We start from the raw sequence: 22,897 nt of genomic DNA, 5'->3' as shown, positions 1-22,897 counted from the left end.
CAAAATTAGGGAAATAAAAGGACATACGTAGCATGATAAGCAAAATTCACTATCTTTGTCACAAAATACTCCGAACAGCAAATGAACAAGATTAGTATATACGCATTGACGTTCTTTTTAAGTTTATCGAGCGTAACCGTTTATTCCCAAAAGAATAATAAGCAAGTTATTTTTACTAACGAACAAGGGAGCGATATATTTTATCATACCATCGAACGCGGACAAACCGTATACGCCATAGCGACCATGTATGGCGTAAGCGTAGAGGATATTTATCGGTTGAATCCGGAAAGTAAAGAAGGGATCAAGGCCGGTTCTACGTTAAGAATCCCGCAGAAGGACTCCGCTATCGCACCTTCCGGCAAAGCAGATAACTATACATACCATACGATCCAGCCGAAAGAGACCTTGTACTCTTTATCCATTAAATATTCAGTGCCCGCCACGGATATTATCGCCGCCAATCCGGGTCTCTCCACATCGACCTTTACGATTGGCAAGAATATCCGGATCCCGCCGACACGACTGGAAACCTTGCCTACTACGGAAAAAAAGACCGTACAGAAGGAAATGGAATATACCATACAGAAAAAAGAGACCATGTACCGTATCTGCCGGAAGTTCGATATTTCCAGCGTGGAGCTTTTAAGACTCAACCCCGAGCTGAAAAACGGAGTGAAAGCGGGCATGGTTATCAAGATACCGGTAGCCAGTGAAGAAGTGATCACCCAAAACATAAGACAGCCGGAAGAGCGTGAGGTGAACGCCCTCCTCTCTACTCCTAAAGATATAAAGAAGGTGAACCGTATCCAAGTCGCCTTATTGTTGCCGTTCATGACGAACGAGACAACGCAATCATCCGCAACCTCCCGTTTCGTGGAATATTACGAGGGATTGCTATTGGCGGTCGACAGCTTACGAAATATGGGAACCTCTATCGAGCTATCGGTATATGATACTGGAAACGGTACGAAGAAAGTCAAGGAGATATTGAAAGAAGATGCGTTATCAAACGCTAATTTGATCATTGGCGCCGTACAGAACGACCAAATCGGATTGATCGCTGATTTTGCCCAAAAGCATAATATCAAATACGTGATCCCTTTCACCTCCAAGAATGATGATGTCTTGTCAAACGCGAATGTTTATCAAGTAAACACACCTCATTCCTATTTATACTCCAAGGCGGCACAAGCCGGATGCGATTTATTCTCGGATTACAATATCATACTTGTCAATATAAAGGATAAAGAAGAAAAGCCGGAATTTATCAAAGCCTTCAAGACGGAGATGCAGCAACGCGATATCCCGTTCAAGGAAGTAACTTATAAAGGGGATACTTTCGCCACGGATATAGAGGCAGCCATGGTAAGGGACAAGCGGAATGTGGTATTGCCAACCTCCGCCTCCTTAGATGCGGTGAATAAGATCAAGGCACCGCTCCGTATGCTTTCCGAGTTGAAAGAGGAGGAGAAAGAGCCTTATATGGTCAACCTATTCGGTTATCCGGAATGGCAGACCTATACAAGAGAGTGTCTGGAGGACTTCTACGCATTGAACACCTATATCTATAGTAATTTCTATGCGGACAACTTATCTCCGGAAGTCCATAGCTTTTATTCCGATTATAAAAACTGGTATAGCAAGAATTTAATCAACACATTCCCGAAATATGGAATCCTAGGCTTTGACACGGGTATGTATTTCCTAGGTGCCATCAATAAATATGGCTCGAACTTCGAGAATAATCTAGACAAGATCCATTATAAGAGCATCCAGACCGGATTCGATTTCCATAGAGTGAATAATTGGGGCGGTTTTATCAATACGAACTTGTTTATTGTACATTACAAGAATGATTATACGGTAACCCGCAGTGAGGTAAGATAATTGATATGATGACGAAAAAAATATTTGTAGCGATATTTCTGTGCATGGCAAGCTTATCGATTTGCCATGCGCAGAAAAGTACTTTTAAGCAAGAGCTTGCGGTTGGAGCGTCCTTCGGATTAAATTTCTCTAGCGTAAGTTTTGCCCCAAAAGTCCCTACGAAGATGAAACTTGGGTTTAACGGGGGAGCGACGATACGTTGGAATACGGAACCCAATTTAGGCATACAGGCGGAATTGAACTTTACCCAACATGGATGGGAAGAGAAGTTTGAGGAGAAACCTCAATATAAATATAGCCGTACGGTAAACTATATGGAACTTCCGTTCTTGACGCACATCCATTTCGGAAGCAAGCGAGTGCGTGTATTCGTCAATCTAGGGCCTAAAATCGGTTATGCGCTGAGCGAAAGCACGGAGTCGAACCTTAATGGCGAGAACCCGAACGCGAACCGTCCGGACGAACAACATACAATGGAAGTCCAAAAGAAGTTCGATTGGGGGCTTTGCGGCGGACCGGGAATCGAGCTCCGCACCGGAATAGGCTCTTTCCTGTTGGAAGGTCGTTATTACTATGCGCTGGGCGATATGTTCAATAGCCGTAAAGGAGACACATTCTCTAAATCTTCCAGCCAAATAATATCCGCGAAACTAACCTATCTGATTCCCATCTTTAGCAAATAAAGGAGATGGGCCCGTGATAATATCGTAACAACCAATCGTAAGATCTGTGCCGCAAGTAATCCCACTCAAGGGATAAGAACGGTGGATAGTATAGCCAATCTCCGGACGATCTGATCTTTTCACACCTGTGAAGAGATCTTTTCACGCTCGTGATACGATCGTTTCACCCTTGTGAAAAGATCATTTCACATCCGTGAAAAGATCTTTGGATACAGGCGTACAAGCTACTCCCGATAATACCTTTATCCAACAGGAAGGTTCTACAGTAATAAATCATGAATACAATGGGGAACGCATCTAACTATCATTATTGTTGAGGTGACCTACTATAAAAGAAAAGGCCATCCGTCACGGACAGCCAATCTCATTGTTAACCTTAAATCTAATACCATGAAAAACACAGTGCAAATATAGAGACTTTATGTTATGCAGCATAATTTTCCAACAAGAAAAGCTTACTCATTAACTTTATTTAAGACAAACATGCTATACAACATAGAATTCAGCTCTTTTTATCTCGTTTTTTCTATTAATAGCGAAATACTACCACTATAAATATTTCTTACCTTTGCATTTATAAACATAAATATGGATTAATATAAGAAATCATGCTAATTATAGGTATAGCGGGCGGGACTGGTTCCGGGAAAACTACAGTGGTAAAAAAGATCATAGAAAGTTTACCTCCCGGTGAGGTCGTATTACTCCCTCAAGATTCTTATTACAAAGATAACAGCCATGTGCCGGTAGAGAAACGTCAATATATTAATTTCGACCATCCCGACGCATTTGATTGGCCGCTCCTCTCAGAGCAAGTCACCTTGCTGAAAGAGGGGAAATGCATCGAGCAGCCCACTTATTCTTATCTTACCTGCTGCCGATTGCCCGAGACCATTCATATCGAGCCTCGTGATGTTGTCATCATCGAAGGGATCCTCGCTTTATGCGACCCTCAATTACGAGACTTGATGGACTTGAAAGTATTTGTCGATACAGATTCCGACGAACGTCTTATCCGTGTGATCCAACGGGATATGATCGAGAGAGGACGCACGGCGGAAGCGGTAATGGAACGCTATACCCGGGTACTAAAGCCTATGCACCTGCAATTTATAGAGCCTAGCAAACGATATGCCGACCTAATTATACCCGAAGGAGGAAGCAACCAGATCGCCATCAATATATTGAAAATGTTTATCGAGAACAATCTGGGGCTTCCCCATACAGATAATCAATAAACCAATCGTTCCGACAGGGATCTCCCCAATATAAATGCGTGTACCCCGCCAATACGTTCTTGTAGCGATATAGCGGGGTATCCGTTTGACCTCCTTTCGCCGTAAAGGCTTTCGCTACCGAAGGCAGCGGACTTTCCATAGGCACGATCCGGGAATAATGGAACTCATGCCCTCGTAAGACATCATTCTTATAGCATAAAGTCCGATACCCTAAACGTAACTTCATGTTCTCCATCGTGGCGGATTGCGGTAATACACCGGCCATTGGATAGGCATTCCCATCCGTACCGATAATCTCTTTACAGAGATACATCATCCCCCCACATTCCGCCAGCAACTTGCCCCCCACTTCCACAAAGGAATGAATCGATTCACGCATCCCGGAATTCATGCTCAACTCCGATAAATATAACTCGGGATATCCACCCGGCAAATAGACAAAATCGGCCTCCGGTAAACAATCATCCCTCAATGGACTGAAATAGGTAATCTTGCCTAGAGTAGATAAGAAATGTATATTTTCCTCATATGAGAAATTAAAAGCGGGATCACGGGCGATGGCTATATTTAAGTTTGCCTTTGAAACAGTCCTCATGACTTCCTTAACCCGAGGAACTGGCTGTCGCTCTGGCAAAGCCGTGATTGCCAACAGGCGGTCTATATCCACATGCTCCTCCACCAAGCAAGCAACCCGGTCCGCAAACTCCTCAAAGCAAAAATCCTCATCCAACGACAACCCCAAATGCCGGCTCGGGATCTCTACATCCGCACACTTCGGTAGATAGCCTAACGCTTCCACACCTGCATCCTCACACGCTTGTCTCAAGAAAGAATAATGACTCTCCGACGCCACGAAATTAAATACCGCCCCCACGACATTCAGATCTTTCCGAAAATTCCGGAAGCCATAAAGCAAGGGAGCTACCGAATAAGCCGTACTTTTAGCGTTCACCACCAATACGATCGGTATCCGCAATAAACCGGAGATCTCCGCACTACTCCCTCGCATGGCATCGTAGCCATCGAACAGCCCCATCACCCCTTCGGTCACGGCTACATCCGCATTCGAGGTATACCGGGCATATAAATCCTTGATATGCCCTTCCGACATCATGAAACCATCCAAATTCACGGAAGCGCAACCAGCCGCCATTTTATGATGACGAGTATCTATATAATCCGGCCCACACTTAAAAGGCTGCACCCGTAAAGAACGATTTCTCAAGGCACGAAGCAATCCTAAGGTAAAAGTAGTCTTCCCGCTTCCCGACGAAGCAGCACCTATTAGCAAATGAGATCTCATGTATTCTGTTTCTAATATATCTGGGAAACAAAGATATGAAACCAACTCGTAAATGTAACATAGAAATAACATAAATTCTTGTTATACTATAAATCGATCCTATTATATTCGCTGCATGAAACAAAAAGAATAAGTAGTTAGTGAAAACAAGATTAACCATATTATATAGTATTTGTTGCATATCAATGTTTCAGGGCACGACTTTTTCCCAAACAAGCACTTTTACCCACCGGAACGACAGTTCCAATCTAGCGCCTTTATCTACTTGGGGAAGAATCCAAAGACAAACCGACAAGATAATTACCAGCAATGTTTTCCAAATGACCTATATCGGGGTACCGTTGATCGTTAGCGGTTTGATTATCAAGAATGAGGACGATCATTTTCAGAGTTTGCGCAATACATATATTCCAAATTTCCGATACCATTACGACGATTACCTGCAATATCTACCTGCCGTAGCGATGCTTGGCTTAAAAATAGGCGGTGTACAAGGAAGAAGCTCTTGGTCCCGAATGCTCGTATCCGAAGCCATCACCGCCAGTATCATGGGAGCGACCATCAATACGGTGAAACATACGGCAAATGTCACCCGTCCGGATGGTTCGAACAATCATTCTTTCCCTTCCGGGCACACGGCCATGGCATTTATGGCCGCCACCATGTTGCATAAAGAATACGGGACGACCCGTAGTCCTTGGTATAGTATAGGAGGCTATACGGTAGCGACCGCCACGGCCGTATCCCGTATGCTCAATAACAAGCACTGGCTATCGGATGTAATGGTTGGTGCCGGAATCGGGATCTTATCGACCGAGGTCGGATATTTTCTAACGGATCTGATCTTCAAGGACAAAGGTATCACCCATAGCTATCTGGGATTCGAGACATTCAATTACCAGCGAAATCCCTCTTTTTTCGGAATCTATATGGGGTTTAGCTTGATGCCGACAAAGTTTAATCTGGCTCCGGATGTGCGATTAAAAGCATCGCCGGGAAGTACGGCCGGATTTGAAGGCGCTTGGTTCATGAATCGTTATATAGGCTTCGGCGGACGCATCTCGGCGACAAGCATGCCTTTATCCCTTACGAAACCCTTAGCGAATCCGACAGTTCCCGGTACGACCTATCAAGTGAACGCCCTAAAATCCGATCCTCTCGACATGATCGGCGGATACATCGGCTCCTACCTATCGTATCCGGTGACCAATCGATTTCTCTTGGGCACGAAACTGCTAATCGGATGTAATTACAGCCCAGCCTCCCGAATATCAGCATTGGGCGTGGAGGAAGGCAAACCGGAAACGATTGAGAAAGAGATCGTAAACACGAATAAAGCGTTTAATATAGGATATAGCACAAACGCCTCTTTCTCATACATATTGCATCCTAATCTAAATGTGCGGGTATTTCTCGATTATACTTTTATCCCCTCACGATTCGTATCATACATAGCCAACCCCAAAAAAGAAACCGATCGCTTCGAGCATCATAAGACCTTACAGGCCTTGACGCTCGGAGCATCGGTAAATATCATGCTTTGGTAGATTTAAAAATCAATATTGCTCCTTCTCGTTCGGGAAGTCTTGAGATTTCACGTCCTCGATGTACGCTTGTACGGCACGGGTAATCTCCTCCCCTAAATTAGCGTAGCGACGTAAGAAACGGGGAGAAAAGCCTTGATTGATACCGAGCATATCATGCATAACCAACACTTGACCATCTACGCCTCCACCGGCGCCAATGCCGATAACCGGGATCGTAAGCTCCGAAGCGACACGAGCTGCCAACTCCGCCGGGATCTTCTCCAGCACCAAGGCGAAACAACCTATCTCCTCTAGCAAATGGGCATCCTCGATCAGTTTATTAGCCTCGGCCTCTTCACGGGCACGTACCGTATACGTACCGAATTTATTGATCGATTGCGGCGTCAATCCTAAATGTCCCATAATTGGAATACCGGCACACAAGATACGTTCGATAGATTCCCGAACCTCAGCCCCGCCTTCCAACTTGATACAATCGGCATGCGTCTCTTTCATCACCCGGATAGCGGAGGCCAAGGCTTCTTTAGAGTTTCCTTGGTACGTACCGAAAGGCAGGTCTACCACCACCAGCGCACGATTCACCGCTTTCATGACCGATTTACCATGGTAAATCATCTGGTCGAGCGTAATCGGCAAAGTGGTCACGTTTCCAGCCATTACGTTAGAAGCGGAGTCTCCCACCAAGATCACATCCATTCCTGCTTGATCGATCAATTTCGCCATCGAATAATCATAGGCGGTAAGCATGGATATTTTCTCGCCACGCTGCTTCATCTCTATCAAGCGATGTGTGGTCACCTTTCTATTATCATCTACTTTTGCGACAGACATATTATATTTTTATTAATTGTTTCGGCCGCAAAGGTAAGTATTATTATTTATTTTCAAGACAAACATTCACGGCACTTAAGCCTCTGTCGCCACGTTCAAGGTCGAACGTCACGATATCGTTCACGGAGATATCATCCACAACATTGTTCACGTGAAAGAAATACTTTTCCGTCCCCGACAAGTCACGGATAAACCCGAACCCTTTTGCCTCATTAAAATAGTCTACCCTGCCCCTTAAGATAACGGGAGCCACATCCTCTTTCTTAGGAGTCGAGATCAAGATATCTTCCTGATTTATCTCTTCTTTTTGACGAAGTTCGGGAGGGACAGAGGTGATCATCCCATTTTCATCCACATAAGCGATCATATCCTCAAAGCTAGTCGCCTTACCGGATGATTTTCTTTCCTCTTTCCTGTTCTGTTTCTCTACTCGGCGGGCTTGTTTCTTTTTCTCGTTTTCACGTTTACCAAATGATGCGTATTTTGCCATACAGTCGATTTTAATTTATACTAGGGCCTCACGTTCCGTGAAGCGTTGTTTATACTAACTTAGCGTGAGAATTGATGATTAAAGGAGAGATCCGCTTAATAATAATATAAAAAGAAGAACTATGTCGATAATGATTCTAGACTCAAACTTTCGCAAAGATAATAAAATAAACGGAGAAAACCTTATAGATCCTCTCATTTAAGAATAAAAAAACTTACTTTTGCATCCTATACCAAAAAGCATTTATGAAACTACTTTTTTTTGATTTAGAGACTACCGGCATAAAATACTGGAGAAATGGCGTCCACCAAATAAGTGGGGAGATCGTAATTGATGGGGTTACGAAGGAATCTTTTAATTTCAATGTCTGCCCACATTCCCAATGTGAGATAGAGGAAGAAGCGCTTCGCATTTGCAACGTGTCCAAGGAACAGATACAAGCTTATCCTCCCATGCGAGAGGTGTACGTTAAATTCGTGAACATGCTGTCCAAATACGTGGACAAGTTTGATAAAAAAGACAAGTTCTTTCTCGTAGGATACAACAACGCCTCTTTCGATAATCACTTCTTGAAAGCCTTCTTCGTACAGAACGGAGATCATTATTTCTACTCATGGTTCTGGGTGAACTCGATCGACGTAATGGTATTGTCTACCCAGCATTTGATGCGCAAACGGCATGAGATGACAGATTTCAAGCAGGAAACAGTGGCAAGGGCTTTAGGCATACAAATAGATTCCGCTAAATTGCATGACGCATCCTATGATATTCAATTAACCAAAGAAATTTATAATAGGATATCCTCCCTCTCATTTATGGGTTGATTGATTCTTTTTATAAATTATCATTTTTGACTATAGGTTGATTTAATTATCTTTACGGCGTAGAATCAATTTTTAAGATGTCTGTGAAACATAGTATCCGTATTTTCTTCATCTTTATTATCGCTCTCGTATATACAGGTTCCTTGACTGCCCAAGAAAAGGCGTATCCGAAAAACGGAGAGGGCATCACTCTTTTTCTCAAACGCTTCAACCGTACCGGCGGGACGTATCAGAAAGAGTTTATCGAGCTTAATAAAGGGAAGTTGGGTAAAAATAACAGTCTGCGCATGGGCGTAAAATATACCTTGCCTCCGCTCGCCTCCGCCCCTCAGAAGAAGAATTATCAGCCCCTATTCGGCAAGTCGCTAGCCAGTTACAAAATAACCTCTTCCGATTTAAAGGGAGCTTGCTTTTATCTGGTCAGCGGTCATGGCGGTCCGGACCCCGGAGCGATCGGTAAAATGGGCTCCCATGAATTGCATGAGGATGAATACGCTTACGACATCATGCTACGTCTGGCACGCAATCTTTTAACGCGAGGCGCAAAGGTACATATTATCATCCAAGACGCAAAGGACGGAATACGTGACCAGCAATTCCTCAATAACAGCAAACGGGAAACTTGTATGGGTAGTCCGATCCCCCTCAGCCAAGTAAGCCGTCTGGATCAGCGTTGCGCCAAGATAAACAGCTTGAGCCGGAAAGATAAAGAAACTTATAAGAGAGCGATATTCATCCATGTGGACAGCCGGAGCCGGCATCAAAGGACCGATGTCTTTTTCTATCATAAGCCCAAGGATCAAGCGAGCAAGCGCTTGGCTAAAACGATGAAATCCACTTTCTCGCGCAAATACAACCGCCACCAGCCGGGCCGGGGATTCTCGGGCACGGTAGACGATCGTAACTTATATGTATTACGTCACACGACCCCGACCTCCGTATTCGTCGAATTGGGCAACATACAAAACCAATACGACCAACAACGGATCATCCTCAGCAACAATCGGCAAGCCTTGGCCAACTGGCTTTGCGAGGGTTTTGTCACGGATTATAATTATTATAGGAAGTAGCATCCCTAATGATCTATTATACTAACACATATCCTGCGGCAGAAATGTTATATGAGCGATCTTAACAGCAATGTAACATATATTTCATTTCTCCGAAATAAGAATATCCGTTCTTTGCCAAAAATAATTATATTTGTATATGGAGAGCCGTAAGGCACTCTTTTAAAAACAGAACAGCTTATGGCAACAACTCGTATTCTTGTAGTGGATGATGAAGAGGATTTGTGTGAGATCCTTAAATTCAACTTAGAAATAGAAGGTTATGAAGTAGATACCGCCTATAGTGCGGAAGAGGCATTAAAAAAGGATCTGACCGTTTACAATTTATTATTGTTGGATGTCATGATGGGAGAAATCTCCGGTTTCAAGATGGCACGTATCCTGCGACAAGATGAGAAGACGGCCAATACCCCTATCATCTTCCTCACGGCCAAAGATACGGAGAACGATATGCTCACAGGGTTCAATCTCGGGGCGGACGACTATATCTCCAAGCCTTTCTCCATCCGCCAAGTGATAGCGCGTGTTAAGGCCGTACTAAGAAGAACTTCCGAGAAATCAAAAGAAAAAGAGATTGAGAAACTTGAGTATGAGACATTAGCTCTTGATACGAAACGCATCAAGGCTACGGTAGACGGGGTGGAAGTTCCATTGACCAAAAAAGAGTTTGAGATACTAAAACTTCTATTGGAAAATAAAGGGAACGTCTTCTCCAGAGAGGAAATACTGTCTCGCATCTGGAAAGACGAGGTATATGTTCTAGACCGTACCATCGATGTCAACATCACCCGGTTACGTAAGAAAATAGGTCCTTATGGAAAGAACATCGTAACTCGCTTAGGTTTCGGTTATTGTTTTGAATGCTAATATTGTCGCTGAATCATGGTAAAGATAGATGGTGAGAAAAGACACCGGATACCGTTTAGCCAACGGCTTTTCTGGTCGGTCTTTTTTATGTTCTTGGGCTTTACGGTCTGTTTCCTGCTATTCCAATATCAGCGGGAAAGGGAGTTCGCGCAAGAAAAGTTGAACAATGTGTTGAGTAACTATAATTACCAATTATTCCGCAAATGCCAACAAAGTACGGACATCAACCAGACCGTAATAAGTTTCATGGACGACATCCCTCAAAAGGATTTGCGGGTAACCATTATAGATCCGTCCGGCGACGTATTGTTTGATAATAGCGGGACGGATGAGTTCAATAATCATAACGATCGAAGCGAGGTACGCAAAGCCCGATTATATAATGAAGGGTTCGCTATCCGTTCCTCAGAATCTACGGGAAAAAGGTATTTCTATTCGGCATCGAATATAGGAGGTTATATTTACCGCTCAGCCCTGCCCTATGATCCATATGTAAGAGGGATATTGACGGTAAACAAGGACTTCATTTATTTCATGGCATTGATGACCTTGATTTTCTTCTTTGTCCTTTCCCGTTTTACTTTCAGCATAGGTAAAACGATATCCAAACTAAGGGATTTCGCCTTAAACGTAGAGAAAGATCGAATGCCTGCGGTCGATTATGTTTTCCCGAATGATGAGCTAGGTGACATCTCACAGAATATCGTAACCTTATACCATCGGCAGCAGAAAGCGAAAAACGAGTTATCCATGGAGCGGGAAAAGCTTATCAAACATTTCCAATATTCCAAGGAAGGCTTCGCCATGTTTACAAGTGAAGGGCGGGAGATTCTTTCTAACATCCTATTCATTCAATTCATAAATGTCATATCCGACACCCAGATCCACCAAGTGGAAGACGTTACTGATATAGCCGAATTAGAACCAATCCGTACCTTCTTGAATAAGAATATCCGGAATCTGAATCGGAAAAAGAAAGTATTAAGAGAGTCCGTGACTATTGACAAGAACGGTAAAATATTCTTGATCGAATGTATTTTATTCCTCGATAATAGTTATGAGATCTCTATTAATGATATATCCCGTCAAGAAGAAGAAAGCCGGATGAAACGACAGCTTACGCAGAACGTCTCTCACGAGCTGAAAACACCGGTCAGCAGCATTCAAGGGTATTTGGAAACAATCCTATCCAACCCAGATTTGAGTCCGGACAAACGTCAATTTTTCTTGGAACGTTGTTATTCCCAAAGTACCCGCCTTACAGGATTATTACGAGATATTTCCGTATTAAACAGACTTGACGAGGCATCCGAGATGTTCGACCTCACGGAAGTAAATATCACGAAGCTTATCGCCGAGATACAAAAAGAATGCTCCCAAGATATGGAAGAAAAACACATCACGTCGGAAATTATCCTCCCGGGAGATCCGACCGTGTTCGGGAATAACTCCCTACTCTATTCCATATTCCGGAATCTATATGACAACGCGATCGCTTATGCGGGAGAAAACATAAAGATTACCGTCAACTGCTATAAAGAAGATCCTAAATATTATTACTTTAGCTTCTCCGATAATGGAGTGGGTATCCCGGAAGAACATATCAATCGCATATTCGAGCGCTTCTACCGGGTAGACAAGGGACGCAGTCGTAAGATCGGAGGAACCGGATTAGGATTATCTATCGTTAAAAACGGGGTTAATTTTCATAAAGGACAAATATCGGCGAAGAGCAGTCCGGGAAAAGGGGTTACTTTTTTCTTCACTTTGAAAAAGAAACTATAAGGCAGACCTCGAAAATTCCATAACATACGCTTGATATTTAATATTAAAATGTATTTTTGTATTGAACATCATACAATATCATGAGAAATACCTATTTAGTATTATTTATCTATTTAATGATCCCAATGTTTTCTTTAGCGGAAAACACCTATACTACCCAACAAAGGGAAGATAGTCTTTTATCCCTATTAAAGTCCTCGCCAACCGTAGATGAACAGATCGAGTTATATAAAGATTTAGCGACAATGTACAGGCAAACGCCCAAGGAGATTGTTTACCTAAACAAAATGGCGGATGTGGCAAGCTCCACTTTGAAAGGTCATGCTTCTTTATATTACGCATGGGCCAACTTATCCCGCCATTATTACAATATACAAAACAGGGATAGCCTGATTTACTGGTCGCATAAGATAGATTCATTGGCCGCGGCCAAGAATGAGGTTCCAGACGCATTATTCGATGCACGAGGATTCATTTGCCAAATGGATCTATGGGACGGCAATTATGAGTTAGCAATGAACGGGGCGATCAGCCTATACAACTATGCCCGTGATACAAAAAGTGAATATGGATTGATTTGTTGCAATGAGAACCTAGGTTTAATCTATCAAGAGATACATCGGGATAGTGATGCGATAGTAGCTTATCGGGAAGGTCTCGATTTATTACAGAAACGAGGTGACAATCCGAAATTCGAGATGCAATACATGGGAAACCTCATCGAATCTTATCTTCGAACCGATCATTTCACCGAGGCCGAGGAATTATTAACCCGTTACGATGAAATGATCCAAGATAGGGAAAGAGAGAATGAAGAACAAGGCACCGCATTCCCCGTGGATCGTTGCCGTGCGCTAATGTATGTTTTTTATGCGGATATGTATGTCCTTCAAGACAAGCCCAAGGAGACATTGGACGCCTTGTTGAAAGCGACACCGATCGTAGAGAAAACCGGAGATGATTATACGGAATTCTGCTACAACTTCGTTTTCGCCAAGTATTACTATTTAATAGGTATGTATGAAAGGGCGCTGAATATCATAGATAAAAATAAATTAACAGAAGAAGATATACGAACCTCGGAGCTGAAAGTCGAGATACTCGAAGCATTGGGACGTTATAAAGAAGCGCTCGCATTTAGTAGAGAAGTTGTAGAACATACCAAGATGTTGCATGACGAGGCCTTCAACCGGCAGATCAATCAGCTCCGGACATTACATGATCTAAACAATCAAGAGATGCAGGCATATGAACTACAGCTACGTGAACAACAACTGCATACCCAAAGGTTGTTAATGATTATTCTACTCGTAGTATCGATCGTGCTTTTAGTGATGCTATACATCGTATACAAGTCCTATCGCTCCGCACGCCGCTACCAACGAGAACTTATGAAAGACAAGGAAGCCTTAGTAGAGTCCGAGCGTCAACTTCGTACAGCCAAAGAGATAGCGGAACACGCCAACCAGATGAAAAGCACGTTTATCGCCAATATCAGCCATGAGATCCGTACGCCACTTAACGCGATTGTCGGCTTTTCGGAATTAATATCCGATGAATCTATTTCCGCTGGCGAAAAGAAAGAGTTTTTCTCCATTATCAACAATAACTCTTATTTATTACTTAATCTGATAAATGACATTCTTGACCTTTCTCGCCTAGAATCCGGGAATATGAAGTTCATTATAGAGAAGACAAGCTTATCGGATTGTTGCCGGAACGCTTTGGCAAGTGTAGAGCACCGGGTCTTTCCGGGTGTTCAATTGACCTATACACCTTCTGAAGACCCCTTACATATCCAGACAGATTCGATACGTCTCCAACAATTATTGATAAACTTATTGACCAATGCCTGCAAGTTCACGAAAGAAGGAGAGATCAACCTATCTTATCAAATAGATGAGGACAAGCAGCATGTACGTATCACCGTAACCGATACCGGATGTGGAATACCGGAGGATAAGCAGAAAGTCATATTTGAGCGTTTCGAAAAGGTAGATGAATATGCGCAGGGTACAGGCTTAGGGTTATCCATCAGCCAAACAATTATCGAGCATTTAGGTGGCTCCATTCAATTAGACCCGACGTATAAGCATGGAGCCCGGTTCATCGTACTCCATCCCTACAACCCTCTTGATAATCCATCATGACGTAAACCACGTCTTGAAATCCGGCACTCTCGCCTTGCTAACCAATATACGGTCCAAGGTCGGTACGATCAAATTGATCGCAAGGCGTCCGTTAAACCAGAGATCGATATCTTGCACCGCCTTTCTGGATATCAAGTACTGACGATTGATCCGGAAGAACAAGGCGGGATCAAGGCTATCGGCGAGCTCATCCAAGGTCTGCGTGAAAAGGTATTCTTTCCCGTCCGTCATCACCGCCTTTACATTTCCGTCCGCTATATAGAAAAATAAGATCATATCCACGGAAACAGGTAGCAGCTTATCCCCTTTCATAGGGATCAAGAAATGCGTTTTATATCCTTCCACCCGCTTCAAGGCTTGCATGACAGCGGAATAATCGATCGCTTCTTTCTCCACAGCCGTCGATTGTAACCGTGACAACTTATCCAAAGCTTTCCGTATATCATCCGCGTCGATCGGTTTCAACAGATAATCTACGCTATTCACTTTAAACGCTTTCAGCGCATATTCATCATAGGCTGTCGTGAAAATGATCGGGCAAGAGATATCTACATGACCGAAGATCTCGAAAGCCGAACCATCCGCCAAATGGATATCCAGAAAGATAAGTTCCGGCATTGGATGCGATTGAAACCATTCAACACTATCCGTAATACTATCTAGGACATCGATCACCTCGATATCCGGATCAACCTCTCCCAGCAATGCCATCAAATTACGGACAGCCGCTTTCTCGTCTTCTATTATCAAAGCTTTCATACCAAAGGGATTGTTACGCTGAATATACTAGCATCTTCTTTTATGGAAATATCTTTCTTATACAAGAGGTTATAACGTTTACTCAGGTTCACCAAGCCAATACCGGTGCCTCCGCTATGTGTCAATTTCGGTTGGATGGGATTGCTAACCGTCAAGGAATCATGGTCCGAACGAACGGATATGGTCAATGAATGGCGGTTGCTAATCTCGTTATGCTTCACGGCGTTCTCGATCAAAAGCTGCACCGACATAGGAGGCAGTTGCTTAGACTCGTGCTCCTTCCCTAAGTCTATATCGAAAACTAGATTATCCTCATAGCGCATTTTCAAAAGGAAGATATAAGCGTTCACGAAATCCATCTCCTCCCGTAAAGTAACACTACGGCACTCATTCTCTTGCAAGGTATAACGTAAGACACGGGATAACTCCTGCAAATATTCTTGTGCCTTCCCGGGAGTCTCCCGGATCAAGGAACGGAGCGTATTCAAGGAATTAAATAACATATGAGGATTAAGCTGGCTCTTCAAGGCCTCATATTGGTTCAATAAATTCTCCGCCCGCAATTGCTGGTTCTCGACCTGTACTTGCTGGCTTTGACGAATCAGGTAAATCATATAGCAACTACCCGTAACGACGCACGACATGATAAAATCCCTCAACGGATGCAGATAATGATGCACCAAGGCGTCGATCGCCGGGATATCAAACTGATGGTGCAAGAACACGAAACCCTTTCCTAATAAATTATTCACGCACCAAGTCATTACGAACGAGAGCAGAACCTTCTGCCAAGAGATACGCGCTTTCTGCCGATTGAAACCAAAGACATACGTGTTCATCGCAAATAACAGTAAGAGGGACACGAAGGTGAAAAAGACCTCATTCGCTACATCCAATACCGACATATCCGGAAAAAGAGCGTTCTGCCCGGTAACGTCAAACAACGACACCAATTCCGGGAAATGGATCAAGAAGGCCACCATGATCGATATGATGACCAACGAGAACACATATTTATTCTTTATATTCATTTTCTTCATGAAGACAAAGATAGTCATTTCTTCTCTACCCGTGCGGAAACATACATACCGGGACGAAAACGGGGATTCGTCTCTTTCACCCGAGCGTACATTTCCAAGGAACGGCTCGTCTCGTCCACCTCCTGTCCGATCGAGACCAAGACCGCATGGAAGGTCTCCTTCCCCATTCCATTCACCCGGAACTGTACTTGGTTCCCAATGGATAAGTCCGCTAAATCCTTCTCATAAGCGGTCAGGCAAAGGAGAGTCTCGCCTTTATCGATCACATCACAGATCGGTTCGCCCGCGTTCACGTATTTACCGAGATTAATGGACAGCCCGGCGACATAACCGCTTAATGGCGCTTTTACCTCCAAATAAGGTTGGATACCGTCTTCCAGAAGATCGCCGGCGGAGACACCTAGGATAGCGAGTTGCGCGGCGGCGGCATCTTGACGGCTCTTCATGGAAAGATAATCCGCCTTGCTTTGCTGGAAACGTTTTTGCGAGGCCGCTTCTTGCTCGCTCAAACGCTGTTGCCTTTTATACTCAGCCTCTAAGTATTCCGTTTGGGCATGGGCATCCAAATAGGTCTGTTGCAACGTGATAAAATCCGGATTCTCCAAGCTGACGACCACGGAGCCCTTCTTCACATAATCGCCCGGAAGCAGCGTAGTAGCATGAACCGTGCCTCCCATCGTCAATGTAACCGTAGCCTGCCGCTGCGGGGGAACTACCATGATCCCGTTGAAAGAGGAGTGATTCGGAAGGGCCGTAGCCGAGGAAATCCCATCCACCTCTACGCTATCCACGGATGGTTCGGACGGTACGTTTTCTGCTACTTGAGTAATAGCGGGCCGGGCAGTTATGTCTTGCGAATCGCCCTGTCCTTTCTCCGCATTGTTTGTCATACTGCATGCGGCCAATGCCATAAGAGCCGCAGGAATCCATATCTTTTTCATCTTATACTATTTTTCTGGTTATCTACTATACAACTCCAACTCAAGCGCCGATATATTATAGGCATATACGGCCTCGATATATCCCCGCCGGATCTCCCGGGCGGCGTTCAGGCTTTGGACAAACTGCGTGATATCTGTCTCGCTCTCTTTGAACTGTACCGTCGCGCTCTTCAACAAAGCATCCGCTTCCGGTAAAGCGCCGGTCGTATAATAGCGGATATGCTCTCCTTCCTTACGAAGCGCGACGCTCAACTCCTCCACCTTATTGTTCAATTGACGGATGTTACTCTCCGCTTCCGTACGGGCGATATAGGAATCGATCTTCGCTTGCCTTACCCGGCTATGCTGCGGGAAGAACAATACCGGGAACGAGATCCCGACCATCCAAGAGTCCAGACCGCTCAACGGGGCTATTTTCTGACGCACATATCCTACCGATAGTTCCGGGAAGAAACGGCTTCGTTCGATACGAAGCATGGCTTTCTTCTCATCGGCCACGCTCCGGAAGTAATTCAGATGGATATCGGACGGAGCGATCTCGGCTACGCGAGCGGGGAATAAAACCAATGTCGTATCCATAGGCAGCAATGGGGAATCCGAATAACAAGTCCATGAGAAACGACGGGCAGCCAATTGCAACTCCTCCTCCGCCTGCGACAAACGGGTTTGCAGATCGGCGACCAAGGTAGATGACATATTCCGCTCCAATAGCGTGATATCCCCTTGCTCATAACGCAACTGACTTGCCTTTCGCAAACGTCCGGCCCACTCGATCTGCTCTTTATACAAGGCACATAGATGAAAGGCATATTGATAATAAGCCCATGCCCGTTTTACCTCGGCCGTAATCTCCTTCTTCACCAAGTCCCGGTAATATTCTCCCGTGGCGACTTGACGGTTCACCAAGGCGTTCTTATAAAATGGGGTCAATAGAGAGCCTAAGGATTGCGTGATCTCCATCTGATTGTCGTTTCGTGTCTCACCGTTGATCTGTCCCCATGAATAATTAAAGGTGGTCGGTGACACCTCCCAGCTCTCTCCCCGTGAAGCACGACTACGTTCAATGGATGCCGTGGCAGTCTTCAGGCGAGGATGATTCTCCAAGGCGATCGTCACGGCTTCTTCCAACGACACCGTCTGTTGGGCATGCGTGGGGAATAAGATACCTAAAAAAAGAAGAAACGGCAATAGGCGCTTCAACCAGCGTTGGCGCTTCCAAGCGGCCGAGCTATTTACCAACCGATAAAATACCGGGATAATAATCAACGTCAAGATCGTGGAGACAATCAAGCCTCCGATCACGACCGTCGCTAACGGACGTTGCACCTCCGCGCCCGCGGACTTCGCTATCGCCATCGGCACGAATCCTAGAGAAGCTACCAAGCCGGTCAAGAATACGGGGCGAAGTAGATGCGGACATCCTTTCGCGAGGATACGATTCGTTGTCATTTGATATTTAGTTTGTTTCCGTAAGTTATTAAAATGATTAATCATTAATATACCATTCAAGACCGCTACGCCAAACAAGGCGATAAAGCCGACCCCCGCTGATATACTGAAAGGCAACCCTCGTAACCAAAGGGCCAGAATACCCCCTATCAAGGATAACGGGACGGTAGAAAATACCACCAGCGAGTAGGTAACACTCTTAAAGGCAAAGAACAACAGCAATAAGATCAATGACAAGGCGACCGGTATCACGATCGTAAGCGTATCGATCGCATTCCGCAAGTTCTCGAACTGGCCGCCATACTCAAAGTAGTATCCCGGTTCCAGCTTGATATGCTTGTCAAGGGTTTCTTGGATAGTACGCACGACTTTCTGGATATCAGCGTCACGGACATTCACCCCGATCACGATACGGCGTTTCGTGGCATCCCGGTTAATCTGTAGAGGCCCGTTGACCAGCTCGATCGTAGCGACCTCGCTAACCGGGATCTGGATTCCCTCGGCAGTCCGTACAAAGAGCTTATCCAAATTCAGATCCGCCACTTTATCATTATCCAGACGAAGCACCAAGTCGAAACGTCGCTCATTCTCGAAAACGACACCCGCCGCCTCTCCCGCATAAGCCGTACGGATGATCGTGTTCAACTCCTCTATATTCATCCCGTAACGGGCGATCTTGGCACGGTCGTAGTGTACGACCAATTGCGGCAGCCCCATCGCCTGCTCCACGATCACATCGGCGGCTCCCGGTACTTGCTCCACGAAAAGAGAAGCTTCCTTCGCCTTCTTATAAAGCTCCGCCATATCCTCTCCATATAGCTTGATCGCGATATCCGCCTTGGCTCCCGTCATCAATTCATTGAAGCGAAGCTGGATCGGCTGGCTGAAATTAAACTCCGCCCCCGTAATCGGTTCCAAGGAAGCCTTCATCTTCTCCACCATCTCCGCACGGCTGGAGGCCGAGGTCCATTCCTTGAAAGGTTTCATCACGATCATGATATCCGCGTCTTCCACCGCCATCGGGTCGGTCGGAACCTCGGCCGTTCCGATCTTGGCTACCACGTGTTTGATCTCCGGGAAACTCTTCATCAAGGTCTCTTCCGCTTGCTTCGATAGCTCGATACTATGCGTCAGGGAACTACCGGCGGGAAGCGTCATCTGCATGGCGAAATCCCCCTCATCCAGCGTAGGGATAAACTCCGCCCCTAACCTCGTGAATAAGAAAAGGGACACAGCCAGAGCCGCGAAAGAACAAGCGATCGTTCCCCAGATATGACGCAGACAGAAATGAAGCGTACGCCTGTAAACCCCGTTTAATTTCCCGAAGAAACGATCGGCGAATGTAGGCTTCGAAGAGATCGTACGCTTTAGGAACAGGGAGGCCATCATCGGCACGTAGGTGAGCGAAAGGATCAAAGCCCCGATAATACAAAATACCAAGGTCTTCGCCATGGGGGTAAAATACTTGCCCTCTATCCCGGTCAGCGTAAGTAGCGGGAAGAAGACGATCAAAATGATCAATACGGCAAAGGTAGCGCTCCGGGCGACATGACCGGCTCCGGCCTCAACCTCCCGGTCCATCTCCTCGGCAGAGAGCGTACGCCCCATCAACCGCCTCGAATAGATATGCGCCAACATCCCCTCCAATATAACGATCGATCCATCGACCACGATACCGAAATCGATGGCCCCCAAACTCATCAGGTTGGCGGAGACCCCGAAAACACGCATCAAGATAAAAGCGAAAAGCATCGCCAACGGGATCACGGAAGCCACGATCAAACCGGCCCGCACATTCCCCAAGAAGATGATCAATACGATAAAGACGATCAACGCTCCCTCTATCAAGTTACGGATCACGGTGGATATATTTCGGTCTACCAATTCGGAACGATTCAAATAAGGTTCTACACGAACACCTTCCGGCAACATTTTCTGTACCCTTTCGACCCGTGCCTCCAGTTCCTTGGTCACGACATTGGCGTTCGCACCCTTCAACATCATGGCGATACCGCCCACGCACTCTCCCTCGCCATCCTTTGTCATGGCTCCAAAACGCTTGGCGGAACCAAAGCGAACCGAGCCGACATCGCTTATATGAATCGGTATCCCTCCACGGTTCGTGATCACGATGCGCTCGATGTCCTTTATCTTGCCGATCATTCCCTCGCTACGGATGTAGTAAGCCTTATTGATTTTCTCGATATAACTGCCGCCCGTATTCTGGTTATTCCGGTTGAGCGCCTCGAACACCTCGCCGATCGTAATATTCAAGGAATAAAGGGCATCCGGATCTACCGCCACCTCATACTGTTTCAGATAGCCGCCAAAGCTATTGATCTCCACGATACCCGGTATACCGCTCAGTTGCCGTTTCACGATCCAGTCCTGAATGGTACGGAGTTCCATGGCGTCGTATTTCTCCTCATAACCGGGCTCCACGCTCAATACATATTGATAAATCTCGCCCAAGCCGGTCGTGATAGGCATCAGCTCCGGCGTACCCAGTTCCGTGGGGATTTCTCCCGCCACGGTCTGTATCTGCTCGTTTATAAGTTGGCGGGCATCCAAGGTAGGCACGCTTTCCTTAAACACGACCGTTACCAATGACAGGCCAAAGCGGGAAACGGAGCGGATCTCTTCCACGTTCATGATATTACTCATCGCTATCTCGATAGGCATGGTGATCAATTGCTCTACCTCTTGCGGGGCCAAGGTTGGCGATACCGTCACGATTTGCACTTGATTGTTCGTTATATCCGGTACGGCATCTATCGGTAAAGTCATCATGGCATAGATTCCTCCCAGAAGCAGAAACAAGGTTGTCAACCCAACGAATAGTTTCTTCTGAATAGAAAAATGGACAATCGCTTTAAACATCACTTCATTTATTTAATAGAATAGTTACAAAAATAAAAGGTAAGCGTTTGCCTGCCCGACATAAAATAATGAAGTGACCGAAATCAAGGTTGAAGTATCGGTATGAGGAGTTGGAGCATATCAATAGAAAAAGGCTTCACATGCCCTCTATGACACATGAAGCCCCTTTTGTTATCCTATATAAATAATAAGAATCGTTGCCGTTAAAAGCGGATCAGCACTTAATGCTCAACTGTCGCAACACCTCACGGATCTTCTCATACGTGACGATACGTGTAGGAACCAAAGGCAAACGAAGCTTATTCTCGATAAAGCCCATCATATTTAACATACTCTTCGCTCCGGCAGGATTTCCATCCACGAACAACAGGCTGAACAGCTCCGTGAAGCTGTGATGGATCGTACGTGCGCTATCATAATCACCCGCCAAGGCCAGACGTACCATACGGCTAAACTCACGAGGGAAGGCGTTACCGATCACGGAGATCACTCCCACCGCACCTAATGTCATTAAAGGGAAAGTAATACCATCGTCACCGGAGATCACGTTGAAACGGGCCGGCTTGTTCTTGATGATATCATCCATCTGGGTGATATTGCCGGAAGCCTCTTTCACGGCGATCACGTTATCGAACTCACGGGCGATGCGAAGCGTAGTCTCAGCCGTCATGTTCACGCCCGTACGCCCCGGTACGTTATAGAGTACGATCGGTAAATGGGTAGCGTTGGCGATCGCCTTGTAATGCTGGTAAATCCCTTCTTGGGAAGGCTTATTATAATAAGGTACGACCGAGAGGATAGCGTCGATACCCTCAAAATTATCTGTCTTCAACTTCTCGACAACCGACCGTGTACAATTACCTCCCACGCCTAATACGATAGGGATACGGCCCCGTACACGAGTCACTACCAAGCTTATAATGTTTTTCTTTTCTTCTTCCGTAAGTGTAGGGGTTTCCGCTGTAGTACCCAGCACTACCAAATAATCCGTACCGTTCTGCACCTGATAATCCACCAGCTTGCCTAACGCCTCGTAATCTACACTCTCATCTTCCTTGAATGGCGTGATCAACGCCACACCCATTCCTTTTAAATTTATGTCTGCCATGGGGAAAATATTCCTTTTTGTTATTTAGCACTGCAAAAATAA

At 45.3% G+C, this 22,897-nt stretch carries 17 protein-coding genes; 9 read left to right on the top strand and 8 right to left on the bottom strand.

Annotated elements, in window-relative coordinates; genetic code table 11:
* Positions 1–81 precede the first annotated feature (81 nt).
* From HMPREF0999_RS02515 to udk, 3 genes are all read left to right on the top strand, one after another.
* Positions 82–1,890 (top strand): LysM peptidoglycan-binding domain-containing protein, encoded by a 1,809-nt coding sequence (locus tag HMPREF0999_RS02515; protein ID WP_005862770.1) that lies wholly within the window; start codon positions 82–84, stop codon positions 1,888–1,890.
* An 8-nt stretch (positions 1,891–1,898) separates the two neighbouring features.
* Positions 1,899–2,573, top strand: a complete 675-nt coding sequence (locus tag HMPREF0999_RS02510; RefSeq protein ID WP_009275097.1) for a porin family protein — start codon at positions 1,899–1,901, stop codon at positions 2,571–2,573.
* Positions 2,574–3,181: 608 nt separating this feature from the next.
* A complete protein-coding gene (udk, locus tag HMPREF0999_RS02505) occupies positions 3,182–3,811 on the top strand; it encodes a uridine kinase (protein ID WP_005862771.1) in 630 nt (209 codons plus the stop codon).
* Here udk and HMPREF0999_RS02500 read toward each other — a convergent pair.
* Positions 3,768–5,114, bottom strand: a complete 1,347-nt coding sequence (locus HMPREF0999_RS02500; protein WP_009017295.1) for a cobyrinate a,c-diamide synthase — start codon at positions 5,112–5,114, stop codon at positions 3,768–3,770. The two genes, udk and HMPREF0999_RS02500, sit on opposite strands and share 44 nt — an antisense overlap.
* 320 nt (positions 5,115–5,434) lie before the next feature.
* Here HMPREF0999_RS02500 and HMPREF0999_RS02495 point away from each other — a divergent pair, with 320 nt between their 5' ends.
* Positions 5,435–6,661 carry a phosphatase PAP2 family protein gene (locus tag HMPREF0999_RS02495; RefSeq protein WP_010183270.1) on the top strand — a complete coding sequence of 409 codons (1,227 nt, stop codon included), beginning with the start codon at positions 5,435–5,437 and terminating at the stop codon, positions 6,659–6,661.
* Positions 6,662–6,670: 9 nt separating this feature from the next.
* On the opposite strand, the gene panB is transcribed toward HMPREF0999_RS02495, so the two are convergent.
* A complete protein-coding gene (gene panB / locus HMPREF0999_RS02490; protein WP_005857401.1) occupies positions 6,671–7,492 on the bottom strand; it encodes a 3-methyl-2-oxobutanoate hydroxymethyltransferase in 822 nt (273 codons plus the stop codon).
* A gap of 43 nt (positions 7,493–7,535) precedes the next feature.
* Entirely contained in the window at positions 7,536–7,982 is a 447-nt protein-coding gene (locus HMPREF0999_RS02485; protein WP_005857403.1) for a cold-shock protein, read from the bottom strand.
* Between the two features lie 245 nt (positions 7,983–8,227).
* On the opposite strand from HMPREF0999_RS02485, the gene HMPREF0999_RS02480 reads away from it, so the two are divergent.
* From HMPREF0999_RS02480 to HMPREF0999_RS02460, 5 genes are all read left to right on the top strand, one after another.
* On the top strand, positions 8,228–8,806 hold the full coding sequence (locus tag HMPREF0999_RS02480) for a 3'-5' exonuclease (RefSeq protein WP_009275095.1): 579 nt from the start codon (positions 8,228–8,230) through the stop codon (positions 8,804–8,806).
* A gap of 77 nt (positions 8,807–8,883) precedes the next feature.
* A complete protein-coding gene (locus HMPREF0999_RS02475) occupies positions 8,884–9,876 on the top strand; it encodes an N-acetylmuramoyl-L-alanine amidase (RefSeq protein ID WP_009275094.1) in 993 nt (330 codons plus the stop codon).
* A 180-nt stretch (positions 9,877–10,056) separates the two neighbouring features.
* The gene (locus tag HMPREF0999_RS02470) at positions 10,057–10,743 is read left to right on the top strand and encodes a response regulator transcription factor (protein WP_005857410.1); all 687 of its coding nucleotides are present in this window, start codon (positions 10,057–10,059) and stop codon (positions 10,741–10,743) included.
* 15 nt (positions 10,744–10,758) lie between these two features.
* Complete coding sequence (locus HMPREF0999_RS02465; protein ID WP_008772333.1) at positions 10,759–12,528, top strand: ATP-binding protein; 1,770 nt, start codon at positions 10,759–10,761, stop codon at positions 12,526–12,528.
* An 80-nt stretch (positions 12,529–12,608) separates the two neighbouring features.
* Entirely contained in the window at positions 12,609–14,678 is a 2,070-nt protein-coding gene (locus tag HMPREF0999_RS02460; protein ID WP_029257194.1) for a sensor histidine kinase, read from the top strand.
* Here HMPREF0999_RS02460 and HMPREF0999_RS02455 read toward each other — a convergent pair.
* The 5 genes from HMPREF0999_RS02455 to dapA all read right to left on the bottom strand — a co-directional run bounded on the left by HMPREF0999_RS02455 (position 14,673) and on the right by dapA (position 22,855).
* The gene (locus tag HMPREF0999_RS02455; protein WP_005857414.1) at positions 14,673–15,437 is read right to left on the bottom strand and encodes a LytR/AlgR family response regulator transcription factor; all 765 of its coding nucleotides are present in this window, start codon (positions 15,435–15,437) and stop codon (positions 14,673–14,675) included. The two genes, HMPREF0999_RS02460 and HMPREF0999_RS02455, sit on opposite strands and share 6 nt — an antisense overlap.
* Positions 15,434–16,495 carry a sensor histidine kinase gene (locus tag HMPREF0999_RS02450; protein WP_005857415.1) on the bottom strand — a complete coding sequence of 354 codons (1,062 nt, stop codon included), beginning with the start codon at positions 16,493–16,495 and terminating at the stop codon, positions 15,434–15,436. Before HMPREF0999_RS02450 ends, HMPREF0999_RS02455 begins: the two co-directional genes overlap by 4 nt.
* Positions 16,492–17,418 (bottom strand): efflux RND transporter periplasmic adaptor subunit, encoded by a 927-nt coding sequence (locus tag HMPREF0999_RS02445; RefSeq protein WP_008779764.1) that lies wholly within the window; start codon positions 17,416–17,418, stop codon positions 16,492–16,494. The genes HMPREF0999_RS02450 and HMPREF0999_RS02445 overlap by 4 nt, the downstream gene beginning before the upstream one ends.
* A gap of 18 nt (positions 17,419–17,436) precedes the next feature.
* The gene (locus HMPREF0999_RS02440; RefSeq protein ID WP_009275092.1) at positions 17,437–21,747 is read right to left on the bottom strand and encodes a CusA/CzcA family heavy metal efflux RND transporter; all 4,311 of its coding nucleotides are present in this window, start codon (positions 21,745–21,747) and stop codon (positions 17,437–17,439) included.
* A 214-nt stretch (positions 21,748–21,961) separates the two neighbouring features.
* Complete coding sequence (dapA, locus tag HMPREF0999_RS02435) at positions 21,962–22,855, bottom strand: 4-hydroxy-tetrahydrodipicolinate synthase (RefSeq protein ID WP_005857419.1); 894 nt, start codon at positions 22,853–22,855, stop codon at positions 21,962–21,964.
* Positions 22,856–22,897: the final 42 nt, after the last annotated feature.

Source organism: Parabacteroides sp. D25 (assembly GCF_000307475.1).
Lineage (GTDB): Bacteria > Bacteroidota > Bacteroidia > Bacteroidales > Tannerellaceae > Parabacteroides > Parabacteroides distasonis.
This window is presented reverse-complemented; position numbering and strand designations above follow the sequence as displayed.

What these genes read in the sequence shown, in the direction of transcription:
- panB (WP_005857401.1), bottom strand. Translation starts at nt 7,492, where the DNA reads ATGTCTGTCGCAAAAGTAGATGATAATAGAAAGGTGACCACACATCGC.
- HMPREF0999_RS02440 (WP_009275092.1), bottom strand. Translation starts at nt 21,747, where the DNA reads ATGTTTAAAGCGATTGTCCATTTTTCTATTCAGAAGAAACTATTCGTT.
- HMPREF0999_RS02465 (WP_008772333.1), top strand. Translation starts at nt 10,759, where the DNA reads ATGGTAAAGATAGATGGTGAGAAAAGACACCGGATACCGTTTAGCCAA.
- HMPREF0999_RS02495 (WP_010183270.1), top strand. Translation starts at nt 5,435, where the DNA reads ATGACCTATATCGGGGTACCGTTGATCGTTAGCGGTTTGATTATCAAG.
- HMPREF0999_RS02445 (WP_008779764.1), bottom strand. Translation starts at nt 17,418, where the DNA reads ATGAAAAAGATATGGATTCCTGCGGCTCTTATGGCATTGGCCGCATGC.
- HMPREF0999_RS02470 (WP_005857410.1), top strand. Translation starts at nt 10,057, where the DNA reads ATGGCAACAACTCGTATTCTTGTAGTGGATGATGAAGAGGATTTGTGT.
- HMPREF0999_RS02475 (WP_009275094.1), top strand. Translation starts at nt 8,884, where the DNA reads ATGTCTGTGAAACATAGTATCCGTATTTTCTTCATCTTTATTATCGCT.
- HMPREF0999_RS02485 (WP_005857403.1), bottom strand. Translation starts at nt 7,982, where the DNA reads ATGGCAAAATACGCATCATTTGGTAAACGTGAAAACGAGAAAAAGAAA.
- dapA (WP_005857419.1), bottom strand. Translation starts at nt 22,855, where the DNA reads ATGGCAGACATAAATTTAAAAGGAATGGGTGTGGCGTTGATCACGCCA.
- HMPREF0999_RS02455 (WP_005857414.1), bottom strand. Translation starts at nt 15,437, where the DNA reads ATGAAAGCTTTGATAATAGAAGACGAGAAAGCGGCTGTCCGTAATTTG.
- udk (WP_005862771.1), top strand. Translation starts at nt 3,182, where the DNA reads ATGCTAATTATAGGTATAGCGGGCGGGACTGGTTCCGGGAAAACTACA.
- HMPREF0999_RS02500 (WP_009017295.1), bottom strand. Translation starts at nt 5,114, where the DNA reads ATGAGATCTCATTTGCTAATAGGTGCTGCTTCGTCGGGAAGCGGGAAG.
- HMPREF0999_RS02510 (WP_009275097.1), top strand. Translation starts at nt 1,899, where the DNA reads ATGACGAAAAAAATATTTGTAGCGATATTTCTGTGCATGGCAAGCTTA.
- HMPREF0999_RS02515 (WP_005862770.1), top strand. Translation starts at nt 82, where the DNA reads ATGAACAAGATTAGTATATACGCATTGACGTTCTTTTTAAGTTTATCG.
- HMPREF0999_RS02480 (WP_009275095.1), top strand. Translation starts at nt 8,228, where the DNA reads ATGAAACTACTTTTTTTTGATTTAGAGACTACCGGCATAAAATACTGG.
- HMPREF0999_RS02460 (WP_029257194.1), top strand. Translation starts at nt 12,609, where the DNA reads ATGAGAAATACCTATTTAGTATTATTTATCTATTTAATGATCCCAATG.
- HMPREF0999_RS02450 (WP_005857415.1), bottom strand. Translation starts at nt 16,495, where the DNA reads ATGACTATCTTTGTCTTCATGAAGAAAATGAATATAAAGAATAAATAT.